Source organism: Methanobrevibacter sp. (assembly GCF_017431965.1).
Lineage (GTDB): Archaea > Methanobacteriota > Methanobacteria > Methanobacteriales > Methanobacteriaceae > Methanocatella.
Genome location: NZ_JAFRKB010000003.1, coordinates 33,231 through 58,391, shown reverse-complemented (window position 1 = coordinate 58,391; position 25,161 = coordinate 33,231). Strand labels below are relative to the sequence as shown.

21 protein-coding genes are annotated in these 25,161 nt (G+C 28.5%); 15 read left to right on the top strand and 6 right to left on the bottom strand.

Annotated elements, in window-relative coordinates; translation table 11 throughout:
* Together IJI93_RS00465 and IJI93_RS00460 are read right to left on the bottom strand one after the other, a co-directional pair.
* Positions 1-466, bottom strand: a 466-nt coding sequence (locus IJI93_RS00465) for a hypothetical protein (RefSeq protein ID WP_292818292.1), incomplete at its 3' end; no start/stop codon positions are given.
* A gap of 9 nt (positions 467-475) precedes the next feature.
* Positions 476-1,246, bottom strand: a complete 771-nt coding sequence (locus IJI93_RS00460) for an ABC transporter permease (RefSeq protein WP_292818289.1) — start codon at positions 1,244-1,246, stop codon at positions 476-478.
* A gap of 481 nt (positions 1,247-1,727) precedes the next feature.
* Here IJI93_RS00460 and IJI93_RS00455 point away from each other — a divergent pair, with 481 nt between their 5' ends.
* From IJI93_RS00455 to IJI93_RS00420, 8 genes are all read left to right on the top strand, one after another.
* The gene (locus tag IJI93_RS00455; protein ID WP_292818286.1) at positions 1,728-4,280 is read left to right on the top strand and encodes a glycosyltransferase; all 2,553 of its coding nucleotides are present in this window, start codon (positions 1,728-1,730) and stop codon (positions 4,278-4,280) included.
* Between the two features lie 44 nt (positions 4,281-4,324).
* Positions 4,325-5,866 carry a DUF6270 domain-containing protein gene (locus IJI93_RS00450; protein WP_292818283.1) on the top strand — a complete coding sequence of 514 codons (1,542 nt, stop codon included), beginning with the start codon at positions 4,325-4,327 and terminating at the stop codon, positions 5,864-5,866.
* Between the two features lie 153 nt (positions 5,867-6,019).
* Positions 6,020-8,317 carry a glycosyltransferase family A protein gene (locus tag IJI93_RS00445; RefSeq protein ID WP_292818280.1) on the top strand — a complete coding sequence of 766 codons (2,298 nt, stop codon included), beginning with the start codon at positions 6,020-6,022 and terminating at the stop codon, positions 8,315-8,317.
* A gap of 19 nt (positions 8,318-8,336) precedes the next feature.
* Entirely contained in the window at positions 8,337-8,618 is a 282-nt protein-coding gene (locus tag IJI93_RS00440; RefSeq protein WP_292818277.1) for a hypothetical protein, read from the top strand.
* Between the two features lie 222 nt (positions 8,619-8,840).
* A complete protein-coding gene (locus IJI93_RS00435) occupies positions 8,841-9,461 on the top strand; it encodes a methyltransferase domain-containing protein (protein WP_292818274.1) in 621 nt (206 codons plus the stop codon).
* A gap of 8 nt (positions 9,462-9,469) precedes the next feature.
* The gene (locus tag IJI93_RS00430) at positions 9,470-10,285 is read left to right on the top strand and encodes an acetyltransferase (protein ID WP_292818271.1); all 816 of its coding nucleotides are present in this window, start codon (positions 9,470-9,472) and stop codon (positions 10,283-10,285) included.
* Positions 10,286-10,353: 68 nt separating this feature from the next.
* Positions 10,354-13,041: a CDP-glycerol glycerophosphotransferase family protein gene (locus tag IJI93_RS00425; protein ID WP_292818268.1), complete on the top strand. Its 2,688-nt coding sequence runs from the start codon at positions 10,354-10,356 to the stop codon at positions 13,039-13,041.
* Positions 13,042-13,288: 247 nt separating this feature from the next.
* Entirely contained in the window at positions 13,289-13,579 is a 291-nt protein-coding gene (locus tag IJI93_RS00420) for a hypothetical protein (protein WP_292818265.1), read from the top strand.
* Here the strand turns inward: IJI93_RS00420 and IJI93_RS00415 are convergent.
* From IJI93_RS00415 to IJI93_RS00400, 4 genes are all read right to left on the bottom strand, one after another.
* On the bottom strand, positions 13,568-14,044 hold the full coding sequence (locus IJI93_RS00415) for a phosphatase PAP2 family protein (protein WP_292818262.1): 477 nt from the start codon (positions 14,042-14,044) through the stop codon (positions 13,568-13,570). The two genes, IJI93_RS00420 and IJI93_RS00415, sit on opposite strands and share 12 nt — an antisense overlap.
* A 265-nt stretch (positions 14,045-14,309) precedes the next feature.
* Positions 14,310-14,882, bottom strand: coding sequence for a hypothetical protein (locus tag IJI93_RS00410; protein ID WP_292818260.1), 573 nt, complete (start codon positions 14,880-14,882; stop codon positions 14,310-14,312).
* Positions 14,883-15,148: 266 nt separating this feature from the next.
* Entirely contained in the window at positions 15,149-16,876 is a 1,728-nt protein-coding gene (locus IJI93_RS00405; protein ID WP_292818258.1) for a glycosyltransferase family 2 protein, read from the bottom strand.
* Between the two features lie 93 nt (positions 16,877-16,969).
* Complete coding sequence (locus IJI93_RS00400) at positions 16,970-18,931, bottom strand: glycosyltransferase (protein WP_292818256.1); 1,962 nt, start codon at positions 18,929-18,931, stop codon at positions 16,970-16,972.
* A 464-nt stretch (positions 18,932-19,395) separates the two neighbouring features.
* On the opposite strand from IJI93_RS00400, the gene mtrA reads away from it, so the two are divergent.
* From mtrA to IJI93_RS00365, 7 genes are all read left to right on the top strand, one after another.
* The gene (gene mtrA, locus IJI93_RS00395; RefSeq protein WP_292818254.1) at positions 19,396-19,950 is read left to right on the top strand and encodes a tetrahydromethanopterin S-methyltransferase subunit A; all 555 of its coding nucleotides are present in this window, start codon (positions 19,396-19,398) and stop codon (positions 19,948-19,950) included.
* A 285-nt stretch (positions 19,951-20,235) separates the two neighbouring features.
* Positions 20,236-21,225: a glycosyltransferase family 2 protein gene (locus IJI93_RS00390; RefSeq protein ID WP_292818252.1), complete on the top strand. Its 990-nt coding sequence runs from the start codon at positions 20,236-20,238 to the stop codon at positions 21,223-21,225.
* Between the two features lie 371 nt (positions 21,226-21,596).
* On the top strand, positions 21,597-21,785 hold the full coding sequence (locus IJI93_RS00385) for a hypothetical protein (protein WP_292818249.1): 189 nt from the start codon (positions 21,597-21,599) through the stop codon (positions 21,783-21,785).
* Positions 21,786-21,903: 118 nt separating this feature from the next.
* Positions 21,904-22,746, top strand: coding sequence for a UTP--glucose-1-phosphate uridylyltransferase GalU (gene galU, locus IJI93_RS00380; protein ID WP_292818246.1), 843 nt, complete (start codon positions 21,904-21,906; stop codon positions 22,744-22,746).
* A 183-nt stretch (positions 22,747-22,929) separates the two neighbouring features.
* Positions 22,930-23,838, top strand: coding sequence for an ROK family protein (locus IJI93_RS00375; RefSeq protein ID WP_292818243.1), 909 nt, complete (start codon positions 22,930-22,932; stop codon positions 23,836-23,838).
* Between the two features lie 551 nt (positions 23,839-24,389).
* Positions 24,390-24,752 (top strand): hypothetical protein, encoded by a 363-nt coding sequence (locus IJI93_RS00370; protein ID WP_292818241.1) that lies wholly within the window; start codon positions 24,390-24,392, stop codon positions 24,750-24,752.
* A gap of 159 nt (positions 24,753-24,911) precedes the next feature.
* Positions 24,912-25,160, top strand: coding sequence for a hypothetical protein (locus tag IJI93_RS00365; RefSeq protein ID WP_292818238.1), 249 nt, complete (start codon positions 24,912-24,914; stop codon positions 25,158-25,160).
* The last annotated feature ends 1 nt before the right edge of the window (position 25,161 follow it).

The window sequence follows — 25,161 nt, the reverse complement described above, 5'->3', positions numbered from 1 at the left end:
TTTGTTCTTGTTTTTGTGTTGGTTTTTGGGTTTGTGGTTGTTGTTTTTGTTCTTGTTTTTGTGTTGGTTTTTGGGTTTGTGGTTGTTGTTTTTGTTCTTGTTTTTGTGTTGGTTTTTTATCATTAACTTTTTCAGATTTATTTGATTGGGATTTTAAAGATATTTTGCCTGTAGATTCAAATTCTTTGACTTTATTTTTTGATGCTGCAGAATCTTTTTCTTTTTTGGCCAAATTTGTTTTTTGCTGAGTTTTTATTGAGTCTTGTTTTTCAACAATGTTCTCAGTAGTATTTTCCTGTTTTTCCTGTTCTAATTTGATAAGGATTTTTTCAGCTTCTTCAGCAGTTATATTGAATCTTTCCATCAATTTTTCTATAATTTTTTCTTTTTGAGGATTTTCATTTTGTTTGTCATCAGTTTTATTGACTGATTTTTTGAATTTTATGGCAGTATTTTTTTGTTTCATTTTAACCCTCTAGAATTTCATTGCAAGTTTTTTATTATATTTTTTATACACGATTAATCCAAATACTAATATGATTGTTGAAAGCAATAATGTGTTTACAATATAAAGTAAATCTGGTATTGTTCCATATATAAAAAAGCTCCTATATTGATTTACTAACCAAAATACCGGATTTAAAATCATATATTGGTGGTATGGCTCTGGAATCACATCCATAGGATAAAATAGTGCAGATCCATATAATAACATTGTAGTCATGACGCTCCATATATGTTGAGTATCTGTATAATAAACTTGACATATTGATAAGATTAACCCCACTCCAGTAGATAAAATAATTGCAAAAATTATTGGAATTATTGTTAAAGGAATTGTGTTCCAATAAAATGGTGCATTTGTTGCAATCATCACTGCCAGCAAAAGAACTGTGCAGATTAAAAAATTTATAAATTCAGAGATGATTCCGCCAATAATAAATATGTGTTTTGGTGCGGCTGTTTTAACTAAAATGTTCTGATTTGCTTTAATCGCAAGTAAACTAGTTGTACATGCACTTGTAAAAAAATTAAACATATTTCTCCCACATAATAAATAAACAGCATAATTTTCAATTGATCTGGAGAATAATGTTGAGAATACTATTGTTAGTATAATCATAGTAAACAACGGATTCAATACACTCCATAGAATTCCCAAAGTAGATTCCTTATATCTTGCAGAAAAATTTCTTTTTACTACCTCACTCAGTAAAAACAATTCATTTTTTTTAATTAAACTCATAAAATCCCTATTAAAATTTTAGATTATAATTGTTTTAAAACAACTTCAAATAATATATACATTAAAACTTTACTAATATTTATATTCATAGTTATATTAGTATATGCATCGTATTTAAAATTTAGGTACTAATTTATTTTTAAAATCATTATTTTTTTATCTATCAAAATTTGAAAAGTTGTTTTTAGTAATATTGTTTTAAATTAATGTTCTAAATATAATCTTGAATATTATTTTGTGTTTATAATTGTTTTTATATTAAATTATAACTCAAAGATTAAATTTCGAATTAATATGTCCAGTTAGGAAAGTTTTATCTATAATCAATTATATAAAATAACTTTAATATATTAAATAATATTGAACGGTTGCACAAAACACATTTTATTATTGCTTGTACTTGACTTAAAAATCTCATTAGACATATAAGTTCATTTTGAGATTATGAAAAATGTGATTTGTATTATAGTAGTTGATGGTTATGAGTTATAAAATTAGCATAATTATCCCAGTTTATAATGTTGAAAATTATCTCAGAAATACTTTAAATTCGGTTATTTCACAGTCTATAGGTGTGGAAAATCTGGAAGTTATTTTGATAGATGATAAATCCTCTGACGGCAGTGCAGATATAATTAAGGAATATGTTAACAGATATTCTAATTTTAAAGGAATATATTTCGATAAAGGTAGTGGATTTCCTGGAAAGCCAAGAAATGTTGGTTTAAAATATGCAACTGCAGAATATATAATGTATTTGGACTCTGACGATTGGTTGGAGGAAAATGCCTGTGAAGTATTGTATGATGAAATTATTAAAGAGGATGCCGACATCGTTTGCGGTGCTTTTACTAAAATCAGTGATGATGGAACAAGACAAATTAATCATGCTAATTGGGTGGCAACGTTAACTTCTCCTGATGAAGAGTCCAGATGGCAGAAAACAAGGGATATGGTTGATGATTCTAATTTCAAACTCGTCGTGACGGATTTGGATAAAAATCCAACAATTTTGGGAACTGCTAATGTATGGGCAAAAATTTTCAAAAGGGATTTTATCATAAATAATGGACTTGTATTTCCCGAAGACATTGTTGCACAGGATTCCGTATTTTTATTGGAATCATTTTTTTGTGCAGAAAAAATAGTTTTTATAAATGATGTGATTGTCAATTACAATAATGAAAGGACTGATTTGGATAGCCAGTCAATTTCTCATGTCAAAACTAATGAAAACTTATATGGTAGGATTAAAGCATATGATTTGATGTATCACATCAGCAAACGTTTTTCTAAAGAAAAGTTGTTTTATAAATATCTATTGGCTGGAAAATTGGAATATTGGTTTACGAATTATTTATTGGCAGCCAATATTTCCACTTTTGAAATTAGCAATATTTTTAAAAAGTATTATCATTTATTTAGAAATTCCTATAGGGCAATTGAAATGTCCGGCGATTTAAAAAATATTTTTAGTGAAATTAATATTGAAAATTTTGATATCGCAGCAGAACATACCTCAAAATTACAATCTCAATCTATTCCAAATAGCGACAATCCAATTAAGGTTTCTGTAATTGTCCCTGTATACAATAATGAAAAATTCTTAAAAAAATGTTTGGACAGCATTGCAAATCAAACATTGGCTGAAATTGAAGTAATTTGTATTGATGATGGGTCTTCAGATAATTCCCTTGAAATTTTAAATAGCTACAAGTTAATGGATGAACGTTTCAGAATCATATCTCAAAAGAATTCTGGAGCAGCTATTGCAAGGAATAATGGTTTAAAAATGGTAAGAGGGGATTTTGTAGCTTTTGTTGATTCTGATGATTGGTTGGAATTAAATGCTTTAGAGCTATTATATGATAATGCAGTTTCAAACGGAGCGGAATTAGTATTATTTGATTCAGTTGAACACCATAAAGATAATAAATTAAAAGAAAGGTGTTATATGGCTAAGGATTCAATTAAAAATCATAATAATTTCACTTTTAATTATCAGTATAAAAGGAATTTTGTTATGAATGGATATTTGGTGATCTGGTCTAAGTTTTATAAAACTTCTTTTTTAAAGAATAATAATATTACATTTTCAAATCATTTGATTTTTAATGATGTGTTATTCCATATAAAGTCCATGTTAATGGCTAAAAAAATTTCATATTGCCCTCATATCTTATACAATTATTTAAGGACCAATCAGAATTCAATTCAAAGTAAAATAGGGTTGTCTGAAAAGAGTTTTGTTTTGTTGGATATTATGGATGAAATTGAAGAATACTTAATTGATAATGGTTTTTATGAGGAATTAGAATTAGATTTTATTAAATTTAAATTAACTGAACTTCGAGGAAGATTAAATAAACTTAAACCGTCTTATAGAAATGATTTTTATAAGTTAATAAAATCATATTTCCAGAATATGCACATATCTGATGGACAAATAAAAGATTTGTCATTTGAAAATTATAGGTTTTTTGTAGATGTATTAACTTATGATATGTATTATGAATATTATTACTATCAAGAGAACAATACTGAATATTTTGACATCAAGGACGGCTCTAAAAACTTCCGACTCACTAATGAAGAAATTCAAAATTTAAAAGATAAATCTCAAATAAGCCAATTGAATTCTATTAATGATGAAAAATTTGAGTTCTTAAAAAAGTATATTGTTTCAATGGAATCCTTGATTGATAGACTTCAAAATGATAATAAACAGCTTAAAGAGGATCTACAAAAAACTAAAAAAGCACGTTATTATGATGAAAAAGCTATTGAATCATTAATTAGGACCAATAATGAATTCACAGATCTTCAGGAAAATTTAGAAGATTTAGCTAATTGCGCAATAGAACAACAAACTATTATTAATACATTATTGGCTGAAAAAAATGAGTTAAATTCGACTATAAATAACTTATCAGAGGAAAATAATAAATTAAAATTAAAAAATCGGGAATTTGAAACATCAAATAGTTGGAAGGTTACTAAACCTCTTAGAATGGTTAAAAAATTAAACAAGTGATATTTAAAATGTTAGAGAATTAAAGTATTTATTGGAGTTATAATATGAATTTAAAGGAATTTTCTACAATGGGATCATGTTGTTCCAGGATGATTCTCAATGAAGATTTTGCACCGGGATATAAAAAATTCATTCATATTAATTTTTCTGTAGAAGGCGGATCTTTGGTAAGTTTAATGTCAAAACCTGTGGATTTTGATAGAGAGTTATTGACTGCTGAAAAACCTTTTGACAATAAATGTGTTGAAAATGATTTTTCAAAAAAATATTTGGATTTTTTAAAGACAACTGATGTTGATTACATTCTTATGGATACATATTTTGATATATCAAATTTATTGCTATTGGATAATGGGGCATATGTTTCAGATACTGCCAGATTGCAAAGAACAGAGCTATATGAAACTTTGAAGATTAAAAAAAGAATTGATGTTTTTAATGATTTAGATGAATTTATTGGCCTTTGGAAAAATGCTTGTGATTCATTTTTTGATTTTATTAAAAAGAACTGTTCTGATTCTAAAGTAATTCTTAATTGTTCACGTATGGCTTATAAATATGAGGAATCAAACGGAGAGATTGCGACAAATGAAAATTTTAGGAAGATAGCTATTGAGCATAATCATCTTCGGGATTTATTGGAGACATATTTGCTTAAAAATTATGATGTGGATGTTTTATCCTTTGATAAGAATACTATGTTGGATTTTAATCATATATATGGTATTGGCCCGGTTCATTATGCTCCAGACTATTATACCACAAAACTCAATCAATTAATTGAAATTATTAAGAGAAACGAACATTTCAATTCATATGACCATGAAATTAATGTTGAAATAAGGAAATTAAGAAGAGATAATCAAATACTCAAATTTCAAAATTTTGAGTTAACTGATTATAATAATGCTGATGAATTGAGCTTTTGTCCTATTTGTGGAAAAATCAGTATTTTTGAACCATTTGGGGAGAATCCTCGTGAAAATGCTAAATGTCCAATTTGTGAATCTTTAGAAAGGCATAGGTTAACATATTTATTATTGCAAAATAATTATCGTGAATTAATCACACAAAAACAAATCAAATTATTGGATTTGATGCCTGAAGCTGTTTTATATAATTATTTTAACGGGTTATCTAATATTGATTATTTTCCTGTTGATGAAAATATTGAAGGGTATGAGTCAAAGGGAATGGATTTAACTGAAAAAGTGAATTTTGACTATTTGTCTTGGGATGACAATACTTTTGATATAATTTATAATAGCAATGTTTTGCATTATGTTCTTAATGATATTAATGTCATAGAAGAGTTATATAGAGTCCTTAAGCCAGATGGTGTTTGCATAACTGTAGTTCCATACTTAAATGCGCCAAATACTGTTGAAAATGATATTTCATCATTTGATTTAAAAGATAGTGGAAAGATTCCTTTAAGAACATATGGTCTGGATTTTAAAGAAAGATTGGAATCTTGTGGTTTTGAAGTTGTTGAACTTAAAAATACAGACATTGTAAAATCTGATTTTGAGTTCAATTCATATAAATTAAATCAGAACGGTTCAGTATTCATATGCACTAAATGATTATTTCGTAAGCTTATTTTGAAATTTTTTTTCATAAGAACCTAAATAGTTCTTTTTTTCACAATTTAAGCCAATAATTTTAAATAATTGTAATTATTAGTTATATATAATTAACAGTAAGTAGGATGTTTTCGCTTAATTTGGGGTTTAAATATGCATGAAAATAATTTCATGATTTCAGTCATTGTTCCGATTTTTGATAATAAAAATTCTCCACAGGATATATTCAATTCAATAAATCGCCAAACTATCGGATTTGATAATTTGGAGTTAATTTTTGTCGTTGATTCATCTGTTAATGAGTTTAATAAAGTTTTACGCGATTACTCAGATTCATATAATAATGTTAAAGCTATTTTCTTAAATAAAAAGTGTAATTATTTTGGAGAACTTAAAAATATTGGAATCTGGAATTCCTCTGCAGATTATCTTATCTTTTTTGAAAATGTGGATAATCTATACGATACGGCTTTTGAGCTATTATATAAAAGAATCGAATGCAACTATGATATAGTTTTTGGAAATTGGTTTTTGTCAGTTGATGGTAAAAAAACTAAAAATACATGGAAAAAACTTAATTTTAATAATGAAGAGTTAGTTATTAGGGATATTATAGAACATAATGAGATTTTCACGTTCCCACCAGCCATTTCATCTAAAATTTTTAAAAAATCAATAATTGCTGAAAATAATATTGAGTTTCCTGAAAATGTCCCTTGTGAAAATTTAGTATTTTTATGCGATTATCTTTTGAAATCCCGCAATGTTAGTTTCGTAGAAGATTGTATTTTAGAATATTTTGAAGAATATGATTTATGGGAAAATGCTATTGGAAGTGACTCGAAAGATTATTTATTGGGACTCATGGAAACATGTGTTGAAATATCCTATCTCTTTAAAGTTGATAATAATCTTTCAAGGAAATTCATTCATTATCTAAATCAGTGGTTTGAGTTATTTATTAAATCTGAATTAACAATTTTTGAAAGATTTGAAATTTTAAAATTTTCCGAATTTCTCTTAAGTGAATTTAAAGATTCTGTGTTAAACTCTGATTTTAAGTTAATCATTGATTTGGTTTGTGAGAAAAGATTTTATGAAGCCAGTGTTTTTTCTAATTTATTAAATAAACGCCTAATTTTTAGAAACCCTAATACTATACATGATTATCAAAAGATAGTTCATGAGATTGAAATATTTAAAGAATCTTTAAATGATCATTCTAAAATAGATGTGGAAACTTATAGATTTATTAATGATTTGGCAAATTATAATATCGAATTGAGAATATTAGATAAAATTATTAATATTTATAATGATGAAGAGATATTCAGGGCTATGAAACTGATAAATGAGTGGGGCCTTTTTGATACAGAGTTTTATATTTCTGACCAGCGATATGATTTGGATTTGGATCCTCTTTTGCATTATGTTTGTTGGGGTTATAAGGAAGGCAGAAACCCTAATGAGAATTTTGATGGGATTTTTTACAGAAATTATTATGATAACATCTTCAAATCTCGTTTAAATCCATTAGTTTATTTTGTCCTCCATGGAGTGGATAAATGTGAAATTAAGATACATGAAAATATGTATCCTGAATCTAGGAATTCCATCGATAAAACACTTCTTGATGGTAAAATAAGAAATTTCAGTGATGTTGGCGTTACTGTGGTTAAGCGTAATAGGAAATTAATTGTTTCATTAACCTCTTTTCCGGAACGTATCTATGAACTGCATTTTACATTATATTCACTATTGAATCAAAGTTTAAGACCTGATGAGGTAATATTGTGGTTGGCTAAAGACCAATTTCCTAATGGTGAAGAAGATATTCCCGAGAGGGTTTTAAATCTTAAAGAAAATGGTCTATCAATAGAATGGTGCGATAATTTATTTTCATATAAAAAGTTAATTCCGGCATTAAAAAAGTATCCCGAGCATATTATTGTAACTGCTGATGATGACCTGTTCTATCCTGAGGATTGGTTAAAAACGTTATATGAAGAACATAAAAAATATCCTGACCTTATTATAGCGCATAGGATAAGGAAAATTTCCTTTGATAATGATTCAATATCAAAATATAATGACTGGGAATTGGCTTTCCATGAAGAAGCTCCTTCTTTTTTAAATTTTTCAACAAATGGTGCAGGAACTTTGTTTCCACCAAATTCCTTGCATGAACTTGTTTTTGACGAAGATTTATTTAGTAGGTTATGCCCTACTTCTGATGATGTTTGGTTTTGGGCAATGGCAACTTTGAATAATACAAAAATAAAAGGGGTTAAAAATAATTATGTAAAGTTAACTTATGTTAATCTTGCTAGAGAGTTATATATTTTAAATCAAAAGATTTTATTCTCAGATAATCAATTTGAAAATGATAAACATATTGAAAATGTTTTAACTGAATTTCCAATTATAGAAAATATTATAAAAGATGCTTAACAGGTAATTGGGTGGTAATATGGAAAATATTAAAACGGGCTCTGATAGTTATAATTATGAACGAATTTATCGTGATGAAGTAAATAAATTGGCTAATAAATCTGTAAATCTTATGAAAATTGCTGATGATTTACTCAAATCCGACCCGGAATCGTCTAAACTATCTCTTGAAAATCAGAAATTGAATAAGGAAAATCATTTATTAAATGAGAAACTTAGTTTTTTAGAAGAAAGATTAGAACGCCTTAAAAATGAAAATGAAAATCTAAAAAATGAGTTGGATAAATTGCAATCTAGGTGAAGATTCAAGTTTATTCAATTTTTTAAAAATCATCAAAACAATCATGAAAAAGGGTTAGGATAGGATGGAAATATTCTAAAATAAATTTTTTCATTCATATTTTTTTAGATTATTAACCATATTGTTGTTAATATGTTTATCTTTGTTTAATCTGAAATCTATATAATTATTGTAAACTTTTAAATATTTTCAACTCCAAATTATTAATAAAGGTGATTTTTTATGCATAAGAATTCACATTCAAAAATGGAATGGTTTAAAAATACATATTTATCCAGTTCAAATAATCTGGAAATTTTAGATGTTGGATCTTTAGATACTAGTGGAAATTACAATTACTCTGATATTTTTGATGAAAAAAATTGGAATTATACTGGTTTGGACATTCAAGCGGGCCACAATGTGGATATTGTCATTACAGATATATACAATTGGTTTGAAATTGAAGATAATTCTTATGATGTTATCATTTCAGGACAATTTTTCGAACATCTGGAATTTTTCTGGCTTACCATGTCTCAAATTGAAAGAGTCCTAAAACCGGGAGGTTTTGTTTGTATTATTGTACCTTCTGGCGGACCTAAACATGGTGGGAATTTGACTAACTGTTATAAATTTTTCGAAGATGGTTTAAGAGCTTTAGCGAAATATGTCGATTTGGAAGTTGTTCATGCCTCTGTTGACACTAAAGAAGAGGCTAAACCTTGGTATGATGCTTGTTTAGTTGCTAAAAAAGAAGGTTCTTTAGTGGCAGCAGTTGAAGATACAAAAGAACTTGAATCAAGAGTAAATAATTTAGAAAGTAAATTAGATACTATTTTAGAAGCAATTCAAAATAAATAGATGATTTTATGGAATCAGTTAAATCAGTTAATGATATTGAAAATCTAAAAGATAACAAGGTTTTTGGAAATCCTGTAATTACCAATTCTAACATTTCGTTTAAAGGGTTTAATAATGTATTGTACTGTGAAGGCAATGTAAAAATTATCAATGCTAATTTCTCTTTCGAAGGGAATAATTCAATTGTCTATTTATCATCAAGTAAAGATTCACAATATTCTTTTAATTTGATTATCTATAATAATTCAACATTTTTCATTGGACGAGAAAACAATATGAGTTATCCGATTAATATTAACATTCAGGAAAATCAAAATGTCATAATCGGTGCGGAGTGCAGTATCTCAAGTGGTGTTAATATAAGGACTGCTGATATCCACCCTATTTATGATAATGAATCTAAACAGAGGATTAACCCTGCTAGGAGTGTTTTCATCGGCGATCATGTTTGGATTGGTCATCTTGCTTACATTTCCAGAGGGGCCAAAATAGGGTCAGGTTCAATAATTGAGAATTATTCGTTTATCCCTCATAATGCTAAAGTTTTTTCAAATAATTTAGTTGTTGGAAATCCTGCAAGAATAGAAAGGGATAATGTTTTCTATACTAAAGAGTTTCTAGGATACCATAAGCCAGAAGATTCGCTAAATACTAATGAATATAAAAGTGATGTTTTTATTTATGAGGTTGATGGTGAAGAAACTCTTGATTTGGATAAAATTGATCAGATCTTAAAAGGATTAACAGTTGATAATAGATTGGAGTTTATTCAGAAGTTATTTGTCAGAAATAAGCGTAAAAATAGATTTGCCATAAAAAGGTGATTTCTTTAAATATTGCTCTTATAGTTGAAGTCAAGACTATGTTTATATCAGGTTAAGGAGGTTGCAATTTGGTTTTTAAAATTTCAGTTGTAATGGCTGCATATAATAGTGAAGATTATATTTCCAGTGCAATTGAATCAATAATCAATCAAAGCCTTGATTTTAAACGGAATATTCAAATTGTAATAATTGATGATGCTAGTTTGGACAATACTTCATTAATCGCTAAGCATTATCAAGAAAAATACCCCGACAATATTCTTTTTTTACGAAATGATAAAAATTATGGTCCTGCTTATTGCAGAAATAGAGGTTTGGGCCATATTAATAGCGAATTTGTTAATTTTTTAGACAGCGATGATTATATTACTGAATATGCATTTAGCCAAGCTTTGGATTTATTTAAAAAGCATGATGAAATTGATATTGTTTCCATGCCAATTTATTATTTTGGTGCAAGAAAAGGGGAACATACTCTTAACTATAAATATGATAAAACCCAGGTTGTCAATCTTGAAGAAAAACCAGAGTATATCCAACTTTCAGGAGCGTCATCCTTTTTCAGGGTTTCTAAATTAAATAAATATAAATTTGAAGAATCTTTAAAAGTTTCAGAAGACCCTCTTTTAATCAACCAGCTGCTTTTGGACAATCCAAATATTGGATTTTTAGATGGATGTGCTTATTATTATAGAAAACATGACCATGAAAAGTCATTGATTGGTGCATCTTCTAATCGTAAATCTTATTATACGACCAGAGTCGACAATTACTTTTTAAAACTTATAGAATATTCTTTAAAAAAATATGATAAAGTTCCAAAATTCATTCAGCATGTACTAATGTATGATTTGCAATGGATTTTTGAAATTAGAAGCATAACTCATTTGTTAGACAGTGAAGAGGTATTTGAGCTTTATGCTAAATTAATCGAAATTTTGTCATTCATTGATTCTGATGTTGTTATTTTCCAAAAATCAATTCCAGGTCATTTAAAGGCCCATATTTTGCTTTTAAAAAAATATGGTGTTGAATATTTAACTGAAAAAAAAGACAGTTCTAAAGATGAATGTACTCATATTGAAGAACTGGATTTTGATAAAATCAACATTGACATTTGTCAAATTCAAAACGATGAAATTTATGTTTTAGGTTATCTTACAAATTTTACGGCTGATTCTAAAATTGAAATTGTTATTAATGATGATAATGTAATTCCAGTTAATAAAATGGAATTCCCGCAAAGAGATAATTACTCTTTAAACTTCAACTATGGTTTCAATCATCACTTTGAGGCTTCTATTCCAATTGATGATGGAATGAAAATTAGTTTTAAAGTTAATGACAAAAATTTAATACCAGTATACAGCCATACTTCACGACTTTCTGAAATCTCAGGATATATGCTGTCTGACAAGCATCTCGTCATTGACAGGGGAGATCATATTTCTGTATTAAACAGGACTTTTACAAATACTCTTAAAAATGAAGTTAAAACATTAAAAAATATGTTATTAAAAAGGGAAGAAGGTTGGAGAACAGGTGTACTGCTTAGATTATTGTATTTCATTTATTATCCGTATTATATTGATAAAAAAATTTGGATATTTATGGATTTGCCATACAGTGCAGATGATAATGCTTTCCAATTATTCAAGTATCTTGTCGAATTAAATGACGGTGAAATCAATAAGTATTTTGCTATTTCCAAACATGATTATGATGTTAATGATGTAGAGATTATGGCGAATAAATATCGTTCCAGTTCTCGTTTGTTTAAAATCAGACGATTATTAGGTTTGGGCACTCCAAGCAGCGAATACCAAAAAGTTTCAGACATTGGCTTTGACATTCCATTCAGGTCAATGAGACATAGGCTTCTTTCATTATTCGCGGAAGCCATTATTTCTTCACATCCTGATAATAATGTCATATATCCGTTTTGGGGTAATTTTCCATATTTGGCAGGTTTGATTAAGTCAAAAACAATATTCCTGCAACATGGTGTTACAAAAGATGACACTTCCTCTTGGTTAAATAAATATGATAAAAATATTGATTTTATTTTAACTGTTTCGGATTTTGAAAAGGAGTCTTTTATTGAGAATAATTATGGATACTCAGAAGATTCAATTCATGTTTTAGGTTTTCCAAGATTCGATAAGTTAGAAAAATTAGAAGAGAACAATGAAATTGTCATAATGCCAACCTGGAGAAGACATTTTGATAACTTGGAAGATGCGGTTTTTGCTAAAACAAAATTTTTCAATGCATTTAACAGTCTTTTAAATGACAAAGAATTAATAGAATTTTTAGGTTCTGAAGGGTATTCATTAGTATTTAAACCTCATCCTAATTTAAATAAATTTATCCATCTGTTTGATAGAAACGATGAAGTTTTATTTATTGATGATAGCTATTCTGAAATATTCAATCATTCATCAATACTTATTACAGATTATTCTTCGGTTGCATTCGACTTTGCATATCTTGAAAAACCGGTCATATATTACCAATACAGTAAGGATTATCATTTTGATGTTGATTCCGCTTACTTTAAATATGATAATATGGGGTTCGGTCCGATTGCAGAAACTCATGAAGAAATTAAAAATGAAATCATAGCATTGGTTTTAAATGATTGTGAAATGGATGATATTTACAAAAAACGTGTGAATGAATTTTTCAAATTCCGCGACAATGAAAATTCGAAAAGAGTTTTCGAAGCAATCAAAGAAATGGACTTTTCACACTAACAAAATAATTAAAACTCATTTTATTTAAATTGGTAGTAAGAATAAGAATATTCCATTTAATTAACTCTTTTTTTTCAAATATTCAAATTAAAACTATATAATCTGATTAGTGCATCAACGTATCTATACCTTACTAAGTATTATTATTCATTTTTCAAAAAAACTACTTCTCACCCTTGCATAGTTACAAAATATTTAAATACGCGACAAATAAACTAATATTAACTACTCTAAAAATGGTGTAATTATGCATGTTAAAGATGTATTGGATGATTTAGGAATTAGAATAAAGTTACCTCAGCACTGGTATTCTACTGATGTTGGAAATGAATTTGAAGAGCCAAATTTAATCCAAAATGATGAAATTATTAAAATTTCCGCTGAAGGTGAGGATAACAAAAAAGTTATTGTAATCGATCCGGATGATGGAATGAGTGTTGTTACCATATTCAGTGATGAAAAAGTCATTGGAGTCAAATATCTTGAAAACAAGGATGATTTTGAGTATATTGGAAAACCTTCTGAATTATACTTTTAAACATCTCACGACCACTACACCACTTACCATCCCTATAACACCACCAATTAAAACGTCAAATGGAAAATGCATTCCTATGTAGATTCTTGAAAAAGCAATCATGATAGCATAAGCTACAGCTAAACCCATGATTAAATTTCCATTATTAAAATATTCTTTAGCCTTCAAAAACAGCACAGTCATTATGCTTAATGTGGTTGCAGTATGTCCTGAAGGAAATGAATTAGGATCATAAGATGATGTTAAAACATTCGCATGCTCTAAAACTAAGGATGGCCGAGGAGATGAGAAAAACAATTTTAAACATGCAGTAATCAAAACACATAAAAGTAATGAGCAAATACACAATTTAACTAACGGATAATATTTTTTCAAGCCAAACATATCTTTTCGTGTAATTAATAGCAGCACGATAAATAAGCAGGCATAAAAAATGATTCCCCCAATATCTGTTAAATGAGGCATTAGAAAATCAAAATAGGGGTTGCTCAATCCATTATTTATAAAATAAAATAATTGTGTATTTAAATCCATATTATCCTGCTAAATTATAAATTTTATCGCTTCTGCAGGTTCCAATAATTTTTTTAATTATTGAGTCCCATGCAGGCAATAATTCTTTATTTGAGGTGATTTACTAGAATTATTAATTTGGAGCTAACCCTATTTGAAATATTGAATTTTGCTATTAAAAGGTTTAAAATTCATTCAGGCTTCCTTTTAATTGCATTCATTCAAATTCATATATTTGTAAAATCCTGTCATGATTTTTCTGTTCACTAATTTTTTCATAAACAGGTTCTCTACCATTTGCCCACCATTCGATAACTTCTTTATCAATCATGTGGTGGTCACGATTATAAGGTTTATGCCATTTATATGGTAGTGTTATAATTGCTTTTTTACAAATTCGTTCGAGTTCATCAAATATATCTCTTTGTTCCCCACGAATTCCTAAATGTTCTAATACTTGGCATGCAATTACCAAATCATATTTTTTATCAACGGGATATGGTACTTTTTGACAGTTATGTGTAAAAAAATCATTTATCTCAATTGGATAATCAACCACATATCTGTCTGATATGTCAATAATGTCTTCATGTTCTACTAAAGGACATCTTCGCGGACCTAGCTCCAGGATTGTATTGACGTCATCTAATTTGACAATTTCATTAATAACTTCAGAGTGATAATCCCATCTTCCTTTGTAGTATTCGTCTATTTTTAAAACTTCTTTAAATTTATCTTTTGTAAGCACCCTATCTTCGATAGGTTTGTTGGTTTGTGTAAAATTACTCATATTATCACATTAGACAGGTTTTAAGAGAGTGATTATGCTTGTTTCAGCATCAAATCAATAGTTTCTTTTGTAAGTATTTTTTTTATTCGTTAGTTACTATATTGGTATAAATATTTATATTTAATGTTTAACATACCCATATCAAAATTTTTCCAATATTCATCTTCATTGCATAGATTATGGGAATTTTTTTAAAAAGCAATGGAAAAGATTATTTCATGTTCTTTTTTACTTGGAATGCTTTGAGTTATAGAGTTTAAGGTAGTTCAGTGAAATTTATTATTCATTATTAAACAACAATCTTCATTTGTTTTAATCTTTTCAAGATCATCTTCTGAAATAGAATCTGATAAAAATGGATATTTATCTGTAATTAATTTAATATGTTTATAAGGGTATTCAATTGAATTAAAATGGTTATAGATGTCAACTAAATCATTTAAATCATTTAATTTATATAATAAAATTGCATGCTTTAAATTAATAATATATTTATAATTAATTTTATCCAGGATTTGTCTAAACCTGTACTGGTTAACTACACTATTGAAGAAGTTTTCATCTTGTATTAACTTTGTTTCATGTTTTAAAATGGAATCATGCATATCTAGACATAACACATCTTCTTTGCCATTATTTCTGTAAAAGTGAATATCCTCTTCAAAAGGTGTGAATATATAATCAAAATCCATAAAAATTTCAACAAAATTATTTTTAGGGGATTTGGTTGATAAGAATATGGTGGTTATTTGGTTGTTATTGCAATATTTTAAAATTTCATTTAACTTGTCTGCATCAGATATTTCATCAGGATATTCAAATATAAATAAATTAGGGAGGTTCTGATTTAATTGGTTAAACCAATCATTCAAATCTAACTTAATATAGTCACATTCATGCAATAGAGATTCATGCCAGAATGAATTCAGAATTGCTGCAACTTTAATATCTTTTTGATGTATAATTTTGTCGCCATAAATAAATTTCATTGCATTTTCATAATCTTTTTGTGCAATGTATTTGAATAATTTGGCGTAATTTCCTGAAAAATTTCTATTATATTCATAATACAATTTAAACAGGGGCATAGAATAATTTAATATTTCAATAATGTCCCTTGTAGGTAAATCACAATGCATTAAATGATTTTTAGTGACATATAACAATTTATCATAAAGTAAATAATGCTTAAATATTTCATTTTTATGTTTTGAAGAACATAAATAATACATTTTGTAATAAGCATTCAAACGTTTTAAAATCTTCTGTTTGGATATTTGGTGGCCCATTGAGTCATCACGATTCTTATTATAGATGACAATAATTTTATTTATGAATTTAATTCCATTAGCATTTAAGAAGGATTCCAGTAGAAAAACGGAATCCTGTGCGGGCATGCCTTCAGGGGATTTGATGTCATTAGCTATAATGAATGATTTTTTAAAAATTTTATTCCAAATGTTTGAATTTGCAATGATTGAGGGATATTCATCAATGGAGTTAACTTTCAGGGAGAAATTCTCATCTTTAACCATTGAATTAACTTTTTTAGTTCTTTCACCCCATTTTTTATTAGGGTCAGTCAATGTGTTTAACCAAATAAATTGCGGCACTTCTTCTCCATTAGAGTAAACGCCACCCACAATATCTATATCCTCATTTGTTATTTCATTGTATAATACTTCACAGGCATCTTCCACATACACGTCATCAGGATCTAAAAACATTATGTAATCTGCGGAGGCATATTCCATTGCTACATTACGGGGTCTTCCCGCATCACCGCTATTTGTCTCTAAATGGATTGAAATAACATTATTATAACTTTCCGCATATTTGTCGATAATTACGGAACTTCCATCTGTTGAAGCATCATCAACAAAAATAACTTCTAGATTATCAAACCCAATAGTTTGGTTCTTAATTGATTCAAAAGCAAAGCTTATGTATTCCTCAACATTAAATACTGGAATAATTATTGAAATTTTATACAAAGAATCACCATCAAAAACATATTTTTTACATTTTTAAATAAAAGTTTTTCAAATTATTAATTTCATATTGCATGTTAAATAAACTTCATCAGATTACCTTTTAAATATGGAATCTTTTTTATTTTTTTTAGTTAATTCTAAATTAACTTTATTCAACTCTGCATTCTTTTTAATTAAATACTTATTTTCAGAAGTTAATTTTAATAACATAAATTCATTTTTTGAAGCAGTAATTTGATATTCCTTAAGTTCTGCTTGAAGTTTTGATAAATCTTCTTTTACATTTTCATGTTCAAGATTATTAATTGATTTATTTTCCTCGTTGATTTTGTTTTGAAGATTTTTAACTTGCTTATTTAAATCGGAAATCGAAGTATTTTTATCTTCAATAGTGTTATGGCAATTTTTTATTTCATTATTTAAATCGGAAATCGAAGTATTTTTATCTTCAATAGTGTTATGGCAATTTTTTATTTCATTATTTAAATCAGAAATTAAAGTATTTTTATTTTCAATAGTGTTATGGCAATTTTTTATTTCATTATTTAAATCGGAAATCAAAGCATCTTTTAAAATATTCAATGATTTGAATTTATTAAAATCATTATTCAAATCAGAAATAGGAAAATCTTGTTTTTTCATATTTGATTTAAACTTCTTTAAATAAGGATAATTAGAATCAGAATTTTTAGAAATATGTGATAATTCCAAAGCCATTTCTTTATAGATTTTATTTGTAAATAAGTTTAATTCCTCTAATTTTGTTAACAATTCATGGTTTTCACTTTCATTTTCTTTAATATATTGGCTTAATTTTTCTTCTTGAGCAATAATTGAATCTAATTTTATTTTCATTTGATACTTATGATTAGCCATATATTCATCAAAATTATCGGAATTAATGATAGTATTATAAAATAACTTGTTTTCAGAGCTTATTTCGTTATTTTTATAATTTTTTAAATCGCTTTTAATCCTTTCAAAAAAATGAGCTTGGTAGGTTTCATTTATTGAATTAAACCAGATTTCAGTATCTAAAATTTTTTCATCTGCTGTTAATTTATTATTGATTAATATTTTATAATATTCATATAATAAATTAAAATCTTTATAATCTTTTGAAATTAAAATGGAATCATAAATATACTTATTTTTGCTCCATAAGTTATCGGCAAAACTGGCGTTTTCATTTAATTCAAAATCCTTTTTCATTTCTTTATAAAATAATCCCATAAATTTTTCTTGAATTTGATTGTATCTTTGAATAATCCACAGAATTTTCATATTGAATAATCTATTCTTATATTTATCCAATTGGCCATGCTTAATGAACAATGCAATTATATCATTTACAACACCAATAATGTCAATATGGTGTTCATCACCTGATGCGGTCAGTGATTCTGAATGTCTGGTTCTTGTGTAATAAAATTCATCCAAAAAGTAAATTCTTTCGGCCTGAAAGATTATGTCCCAAAAGAATTGATTGTCATGAAATTTGGAATTTTCCCTAAATTTTGCTCCGGATTTTTTAATGAATTGGGTATTATAAAATTTACTCCAGGGAGTTACGCTGATATGGAATAGCAACTCACCTAAATCTTTAAAACCAAACACCTTTCCCTTCATTGCATTTGAAAGCACCGGCATGCTGTAATAGTTTGTTTCATAATAGTTATCTTCATCAACATTATAATTAATAGCTTTGAATATTAAAAAATCGAGATTATTTGACTTGGAAATGGAATAAAACTCTTGAAAAGCATTCAAGTCTAAAATATCATCGGCATCCATAATGTATAGGTATTCTCCGGTTACTTTGGTTAGGGCATAGTTACGTGCATTTCCTCCTCCCTGATGATCTAGGGAAAACACTTTCACACGGCTGTCTTTTTTTGCATACTCATTCAATATGTTCAATGAATTATCAGAAGACCCGTCATCAGCACATATAAATTCCAAATCAGTTAATGTCTGATTTAAAATTGAATCAACCGAATCTTTCAAAAACTTTTCTGCATTATAAACGGGCATTATTACGGATACTTTAACCATCTAACCACTTCATATTTAAGACTTCATAATATCCAAAAACTTGTTTTAACAATAATTTAAGCAATAGATTATTTAACCATTGTATAATATATGTTATATTATATATAAACTTATTGAAAGTGCTTATATTGTTTAATTGTTAGTTGTTGTGAATATATTTTGTTAAGAGTTATGTTTTTATTTAAAAAAATTTAAATAATGTTTTTTTAATATTTTAAACTTATTTTTTTTGTTTTTTTAGAAGTGAGGGTCATAATTTAGTAAATATGTTTTAGAAAATAGGATAAAGGTTATAATTAAAGTTAATTGATTATCATATTTTATGATGCAATTGATTAATATTTTATTGTTTTTATTGAAAAAGAAAAAAATATTTGACTTTTAATTTCACTTAATAAGTTACAAAATATTTAAATATATTTTAACATATATCCATTTATATAGATTTAATGGAGGGTATCAAGATGGCTGATAAGAAAGCTCCTGCAGATGGTTGGCCGGTAATTAGTGGGGACTATGTTGTAGGAGATCCTGAAAGTCCAGTAGCTGTAACAACTCTTGCTTCTCACATCGAAGCAGAGCTGAGTGGGGCTGCAATTGCTGGACCATGCAAAACAGAAAACTTAGGAATAGAAAAAGTAGTTGCAAACATCATATCAAATCCAAACATTCGTTTTTTGATTGTAACTGGTGCTGAAGTACAAGGACACATTACCGGTCAAAGCATTAAAGCATTATATGAAAATGGAGCAGATCCGGATAAAAAGAAAATTGTAGGTGCAACAGGTGCTATTCCATTCGTTGAAAATGTTCCACTTGATGGTATTGAAAGATTCCAAAATCAATTAGAAATAGTTGATTTAATTGATACTGAAGATATTGGGGCAATTCAAGCTAAAATCAATGAATGTGTTGAAAAAGACCCTGGTGCAATTGAAGAAGATCCAATTGTTATGGAAGTTGATGAAGAAGAACAAAAAATGAAAATCGTAAAAAAGGATAAGAAAGAAGATGAATAATCTTCTTCTTATGTACTGTTTTTTATCTCAAGCTGGAAATTCAAATTGTCCACACATTTTAATGAGGTAAAATTTCTTGTAGTGATATTTTGCCACATTAAAAAAATTGAGTGGAATTTATAATCTGTTTAATAACATCTGTTTTGACTGTGAAAATCATTTCTAAAGAATAAATAAAAAAATTTCTATTGAAATACAAATCAAAACCTATTAATAGTATATTATATAAAATTTTACTTGCAATTAACTTTTTATAGTCTATTACTATCTAAATTAGGGGAAATTATGATTTCAGTAATTATTCCGGTATATAATGTTGAGGATTATCTTCATGTTTGCATTAATAGTGTGTTAAAACAAACATATCAAGATTTTGAAATCATTTGCATAGATGATGATTCAACCGATTCTTCTTTAGAAATTTTAGAATATTTTACCCAAAAAGATTCAAGAATTAAAATACTTAAAAATGATACAAACAAGGGGCCGGGTTATTCAAGGAACAGAGGGTTGGAAGTAGCTCAAGGCAAATATATTTCTTTTTTAGATGGCGATGATTGGTTCAGTTTCAATGCATTTGAGATTTTAATAAAAAAAATTGAACAAGATAATCTGGATGTGTTGATATTTAAGAATATTGTTTATTATAATGAACCTCAAGAATTTGGGTTTGAGAAATATTATGATATGAAATATATGGATAAATTTACAAATCAAGTATTTAATCATTGGGATTTGGATAAAACTAACTTATTTAAAATTTCTAATGCTCCATGGAATAAAATTTACTTAAAATCATTTTTAGATGATAATAATATTAGATTTCCAAATGAAAATTTAATCCATGAGGATAATCCTTTTTTTTATAAAGTAATAACATCCGCAAAAAAAGTATCTATAGTTGATAAATACCTGCACAATCGCCGAAGAAGGTCTGATTCAATAATGACTTTAAATGATAATCGATTATTTGATGTAATCGATATATCCTATAAAATTTTCGATATATTCTTTGAAGATAAAGAGTTATATGATTATTATAAAAAAGAAGTTTTAAAAGCTATTTTTGTATCAAGATTTAAAATGAAGTATAATCAAATTGATGATGAACTTAAAGAAAAATTTTTCAGAAGGGTTCAAGAAGCATTTAAAGTTTATATTGAAAAATATGGTTTATATGAAGATATTAAAGAAAATGTGAGTGAGACAATTCGGGAATTTTTTAAATTTGATGATATTGTAAATGAGATATTATCTTCAAATGCTAAAAAGTAAGTAGTAAAAAGTTAGTTGATTAGTTTTCTTTATTTTTTGCAATGTTTTTTGTGTTGTTTTAGTTTACTGTGTATTTGAATGTAGTCAAATGAAAATTTCACAGGATAAATAAAACAGATCTATTTCAATTATGTTATTTGAATGGCATTGAATTTTTATCATATCCTCCAAATGAAATTAACTATTGCTTAAAAATAAAAATGGAACAATTTGGCAACTACAAATAGATATTATAATATATTGGAAGTTTTTGCCTTTGATTCATATTCTGTTCGCAATTATGTGAAATCATTGAAGAGGATAATATCACTTCCAAAATCGTATTAAAAATCGACACGGAGGGTTCTGAATACAAGATTATCAGTGATTTAATGGAATCGGGAATTATTAATGATGTTGATTTGATTTTAGGTGAAGGACATAAGTTCTGCGATGAAGATTTTGGTGAAAAATTAGAAAAGTTAGGCTTCAAATTAATTAAAAGGGTTTATTTTGAAATCATATATAATTTTGCATATGTAAAAGAGCAGTATTTTGACAAATGGCTTTTAAAAGAGTGATTTATTAAGTATTGCATTATTCAGTTTTTATTATAAAAATGATGATATCCTATTAATAATTTCACCTATACCAATATTTAAAATGTATTAATATCATATTTTTATATGGAGATATATTATGAAGGCAGTAATACCCGCAGCAGGTTTCGGAACAAGATTTTTGCCTGCAACCAAATCACAACCAAAGGAAATGCTACCCGTTTTTGACAAGCCTACAATCCAATATGTTGTTGAAGAGGCGGTAGCATCAGGAATTGATGATATTTTAATTGTAACCGGAAGAGGAAAAAGGTCAATTGAAGATCACTTCGACCGTTCAATGGAACTGGAAGCAACCTTAAAAAATGCAGATAAATGTGACCGTTTAAAGATAGTCCAGGACATTACTGGCCTTGCAGATATCTGTTATGTCAGACAAAGGGAACAGAATGGTTTGGGCGATGCAATTGCCTGTGCTGAAAAGCATATAGGAAGTGAACCATTCGCAGTTCTTTTGGGAGACTCAATTACCAAAGGACCAACACCATGTACAAAACAACTGATTGATGTTTACAACAAGTATCAGAAATCAGCAATTTCACTGGAAGCTGTTCCTCAAGATAAAATTGAACGTTATGGTATTATTAAAGGAAGCAGTGTTGAAAATAATATCTATAAAATAGATAAACTCGTTGAAAAGCCTCCTGCAGATAAGGCACCATCAAATCTGGCTATAATGGGTCGTTATGTCCTGACTCCAGATATTTTTGACAAGATTAGAGAAACTGAGGCGGGTGTCGGCGGTGAAATCCAGCTTACCGATGCACTTCAGAAACTGGATGCAATCTATGGGGTGGCATTTGAAGGCAAAACCTATGATATCGGAAATCGCTTAGAATGGCTTAAGACATCTATCGAATTTGCAATGGCCAGTGAAGACGGTGATGAGCTTCGCCAATATTTAAAAACATTCATTGATTAAAAAATGGGGATTGGCTATCCAACCCCAATCATTTTTACCATTTTTTATGCAAATCTGCTGATTTCTAGCTATTTTTTTGATTTTTGGTTTTATGGAAAGCTTTGCTTGTCAATTTTTAATAAAGAGATATTTGAAAACGTAAATAAGCATCATCAAACAATAAGTAATATTATGGTGAAAAACATGAAATATTTGGCCATTGATGTTGGCGGCACCGCCATTAAATATTTATTGACAGATGAAAGCGCTAAAACAATCGAAATTAAAGAAATAAAATCCCAAACCAAATCACAATATGGACTCTTTGATTCTCTTGATAAGATTATCTCACCTAACTTAAATCAAATAGATGGTATTGCATTATCGTTTCCTGGAAGCATTGATGTCAAAAAAGGCATAGTTCATATTGCAGAAAACTTCGGTTGGATAGAAGATTTGCCCTTAAAGTCAATATTGGAAGAGAGATATTCTAAAAGAGTGTGGATTGAAAACGATGGAAAGTGCTGTGCTTTGGCCGAATCTTGGGGAGGAAATCTATCGGATGTAAAAAATGGGGCGGTCATGGGATTGGGTACTGGAATAGCCGGAGGCATAATCATTAATGGGGAACTGTATCGCGGAATAAATGGCTGTGCAGGGGAATTTTCAAGCATGATAGACAATCTCGAAAACCCGAAAAATTCCCGGAAGTTATCTGAGATTGCTGGTTATAAGAGTCTTTTAAGCCGTTATACCAAATCAGAAGGTGCAAATTTCATGCTTAATGATGCACATGAGTTCTTTGAAAATTACCATAACGGTGATGAAATGGCCATTTGTGTATTGAAAGATTATGCAAAAGCGGTATCCGGCGCAATTATCACTATCCAGGCGATATTGGATCTTGAGAAATTTTGCATCGGAGGAGGCATATCATCTCAAGATGCATTAATAGATGAGATTAGCCAAGAAGTGCATGACTATTTTATAAATAATCAATTAAGGTCCATTAAAGAGCCTATAATTGAGGGATGCTTTTTTAGAAATGCCGCAGGCTGTGTTGGGGCATTGTATAATTTTTTGAGTATGGAAAGGATTGTCGGTGATGATTGAAAATCGGCGCACCTGTTGCATACATCGTCTAAATCGTTAGGGATGGTTAAAACCATATGCTTGGCTGTTGGAAAATAAGGTTTTTATTTTGTGATTTGTTTAAATGGAGTAGAGGATAAATTATATTTGAGGTTAAGTTAAAAACTAGCTAAATATTAACTGCTGTCTTTGTTTATTCGACATTGCAAAGTATCGGGGATTCTGGATTTGTTTAATGTCTTTGAAGGATTTGAAATGATAATTTTTCCATATTTTCAACACAACCGTTTTTCCACAAATTCATACTTGCACTTTTTTAAAAAATACAAACATTTATATATAACCTAAACTAAATTATTAATTACATTGGTATAATTTGCATTTTTGAAAAAAATATAATGCAAAAAACCAATACATTTATATACTATTGCAATAATAGTATAACTACGGAAGTGTACTTTTACCAAAAAGGTACATAGAAATATCAAGTATATTTCTAAAAAAGATATCACCATTGTTCACATGTATTATCTTTTAAGGTGAACGTCAATAAATCAATAGAGGTATAAAATATGAACGATGCAAAAAACAGAGATGGGATAATAAACTGGTCTGAAAAAGTCAAAGATTTGGATGAAAATATCAGAAGGGAAATTGGAATCGAAGGGGAGTGCGATGCAAAGCACATCCTAATCAAAGTGCAGACAAAGGCGGCAGAATGCATTGAACCTGCATTCATTGTTGCAGAAGACGACACTTTCCTTGACCTTTTCGTGCTCTCGCCGCAAGGCCCTGGAATCACTTCCACTGCCGTCTTGAAGTCCAACATTCAAAGCGTTGGGGTAATCGGCGGGGTGGCTGCTGAAAAGATCGATAAAAAGGAAATCCCGCAGGACACCAATTTCGAGGATGACTTTGGAGGTTTATATCAATAAACCTTCAGGACCAAGGCCATGAGAAGAAGAAATTCAACAAGAAAACACAGGGATAATGATTACTATGCAAGGGAGCAGCTCCTGAACAGGAAAATACGGCAGTTTCAAAATGACTATTACAATCTGTCAGATCCTCCTCTTGCTGAGGAATATCGTGAGATGGATTCGCTTAGAAGACAAATCAAGTATCTTTTGAGATGCCAGGAATACCAAGTCTGGCAAAAGTCATACAACCGCAAACATGCTTATTTCGACCAATTATCATTATTCAAGTCAATGTATATGATGTGGAAAAGGCTGACCTTTTTCACCTACATTGAGGAATACCACCAGGTGCCGCACCACATAGCCCTTTGGGCCAAAACTGTTGGTGCAAACATGGTTCCAAACAGGGTTTTTGGAACCTAAT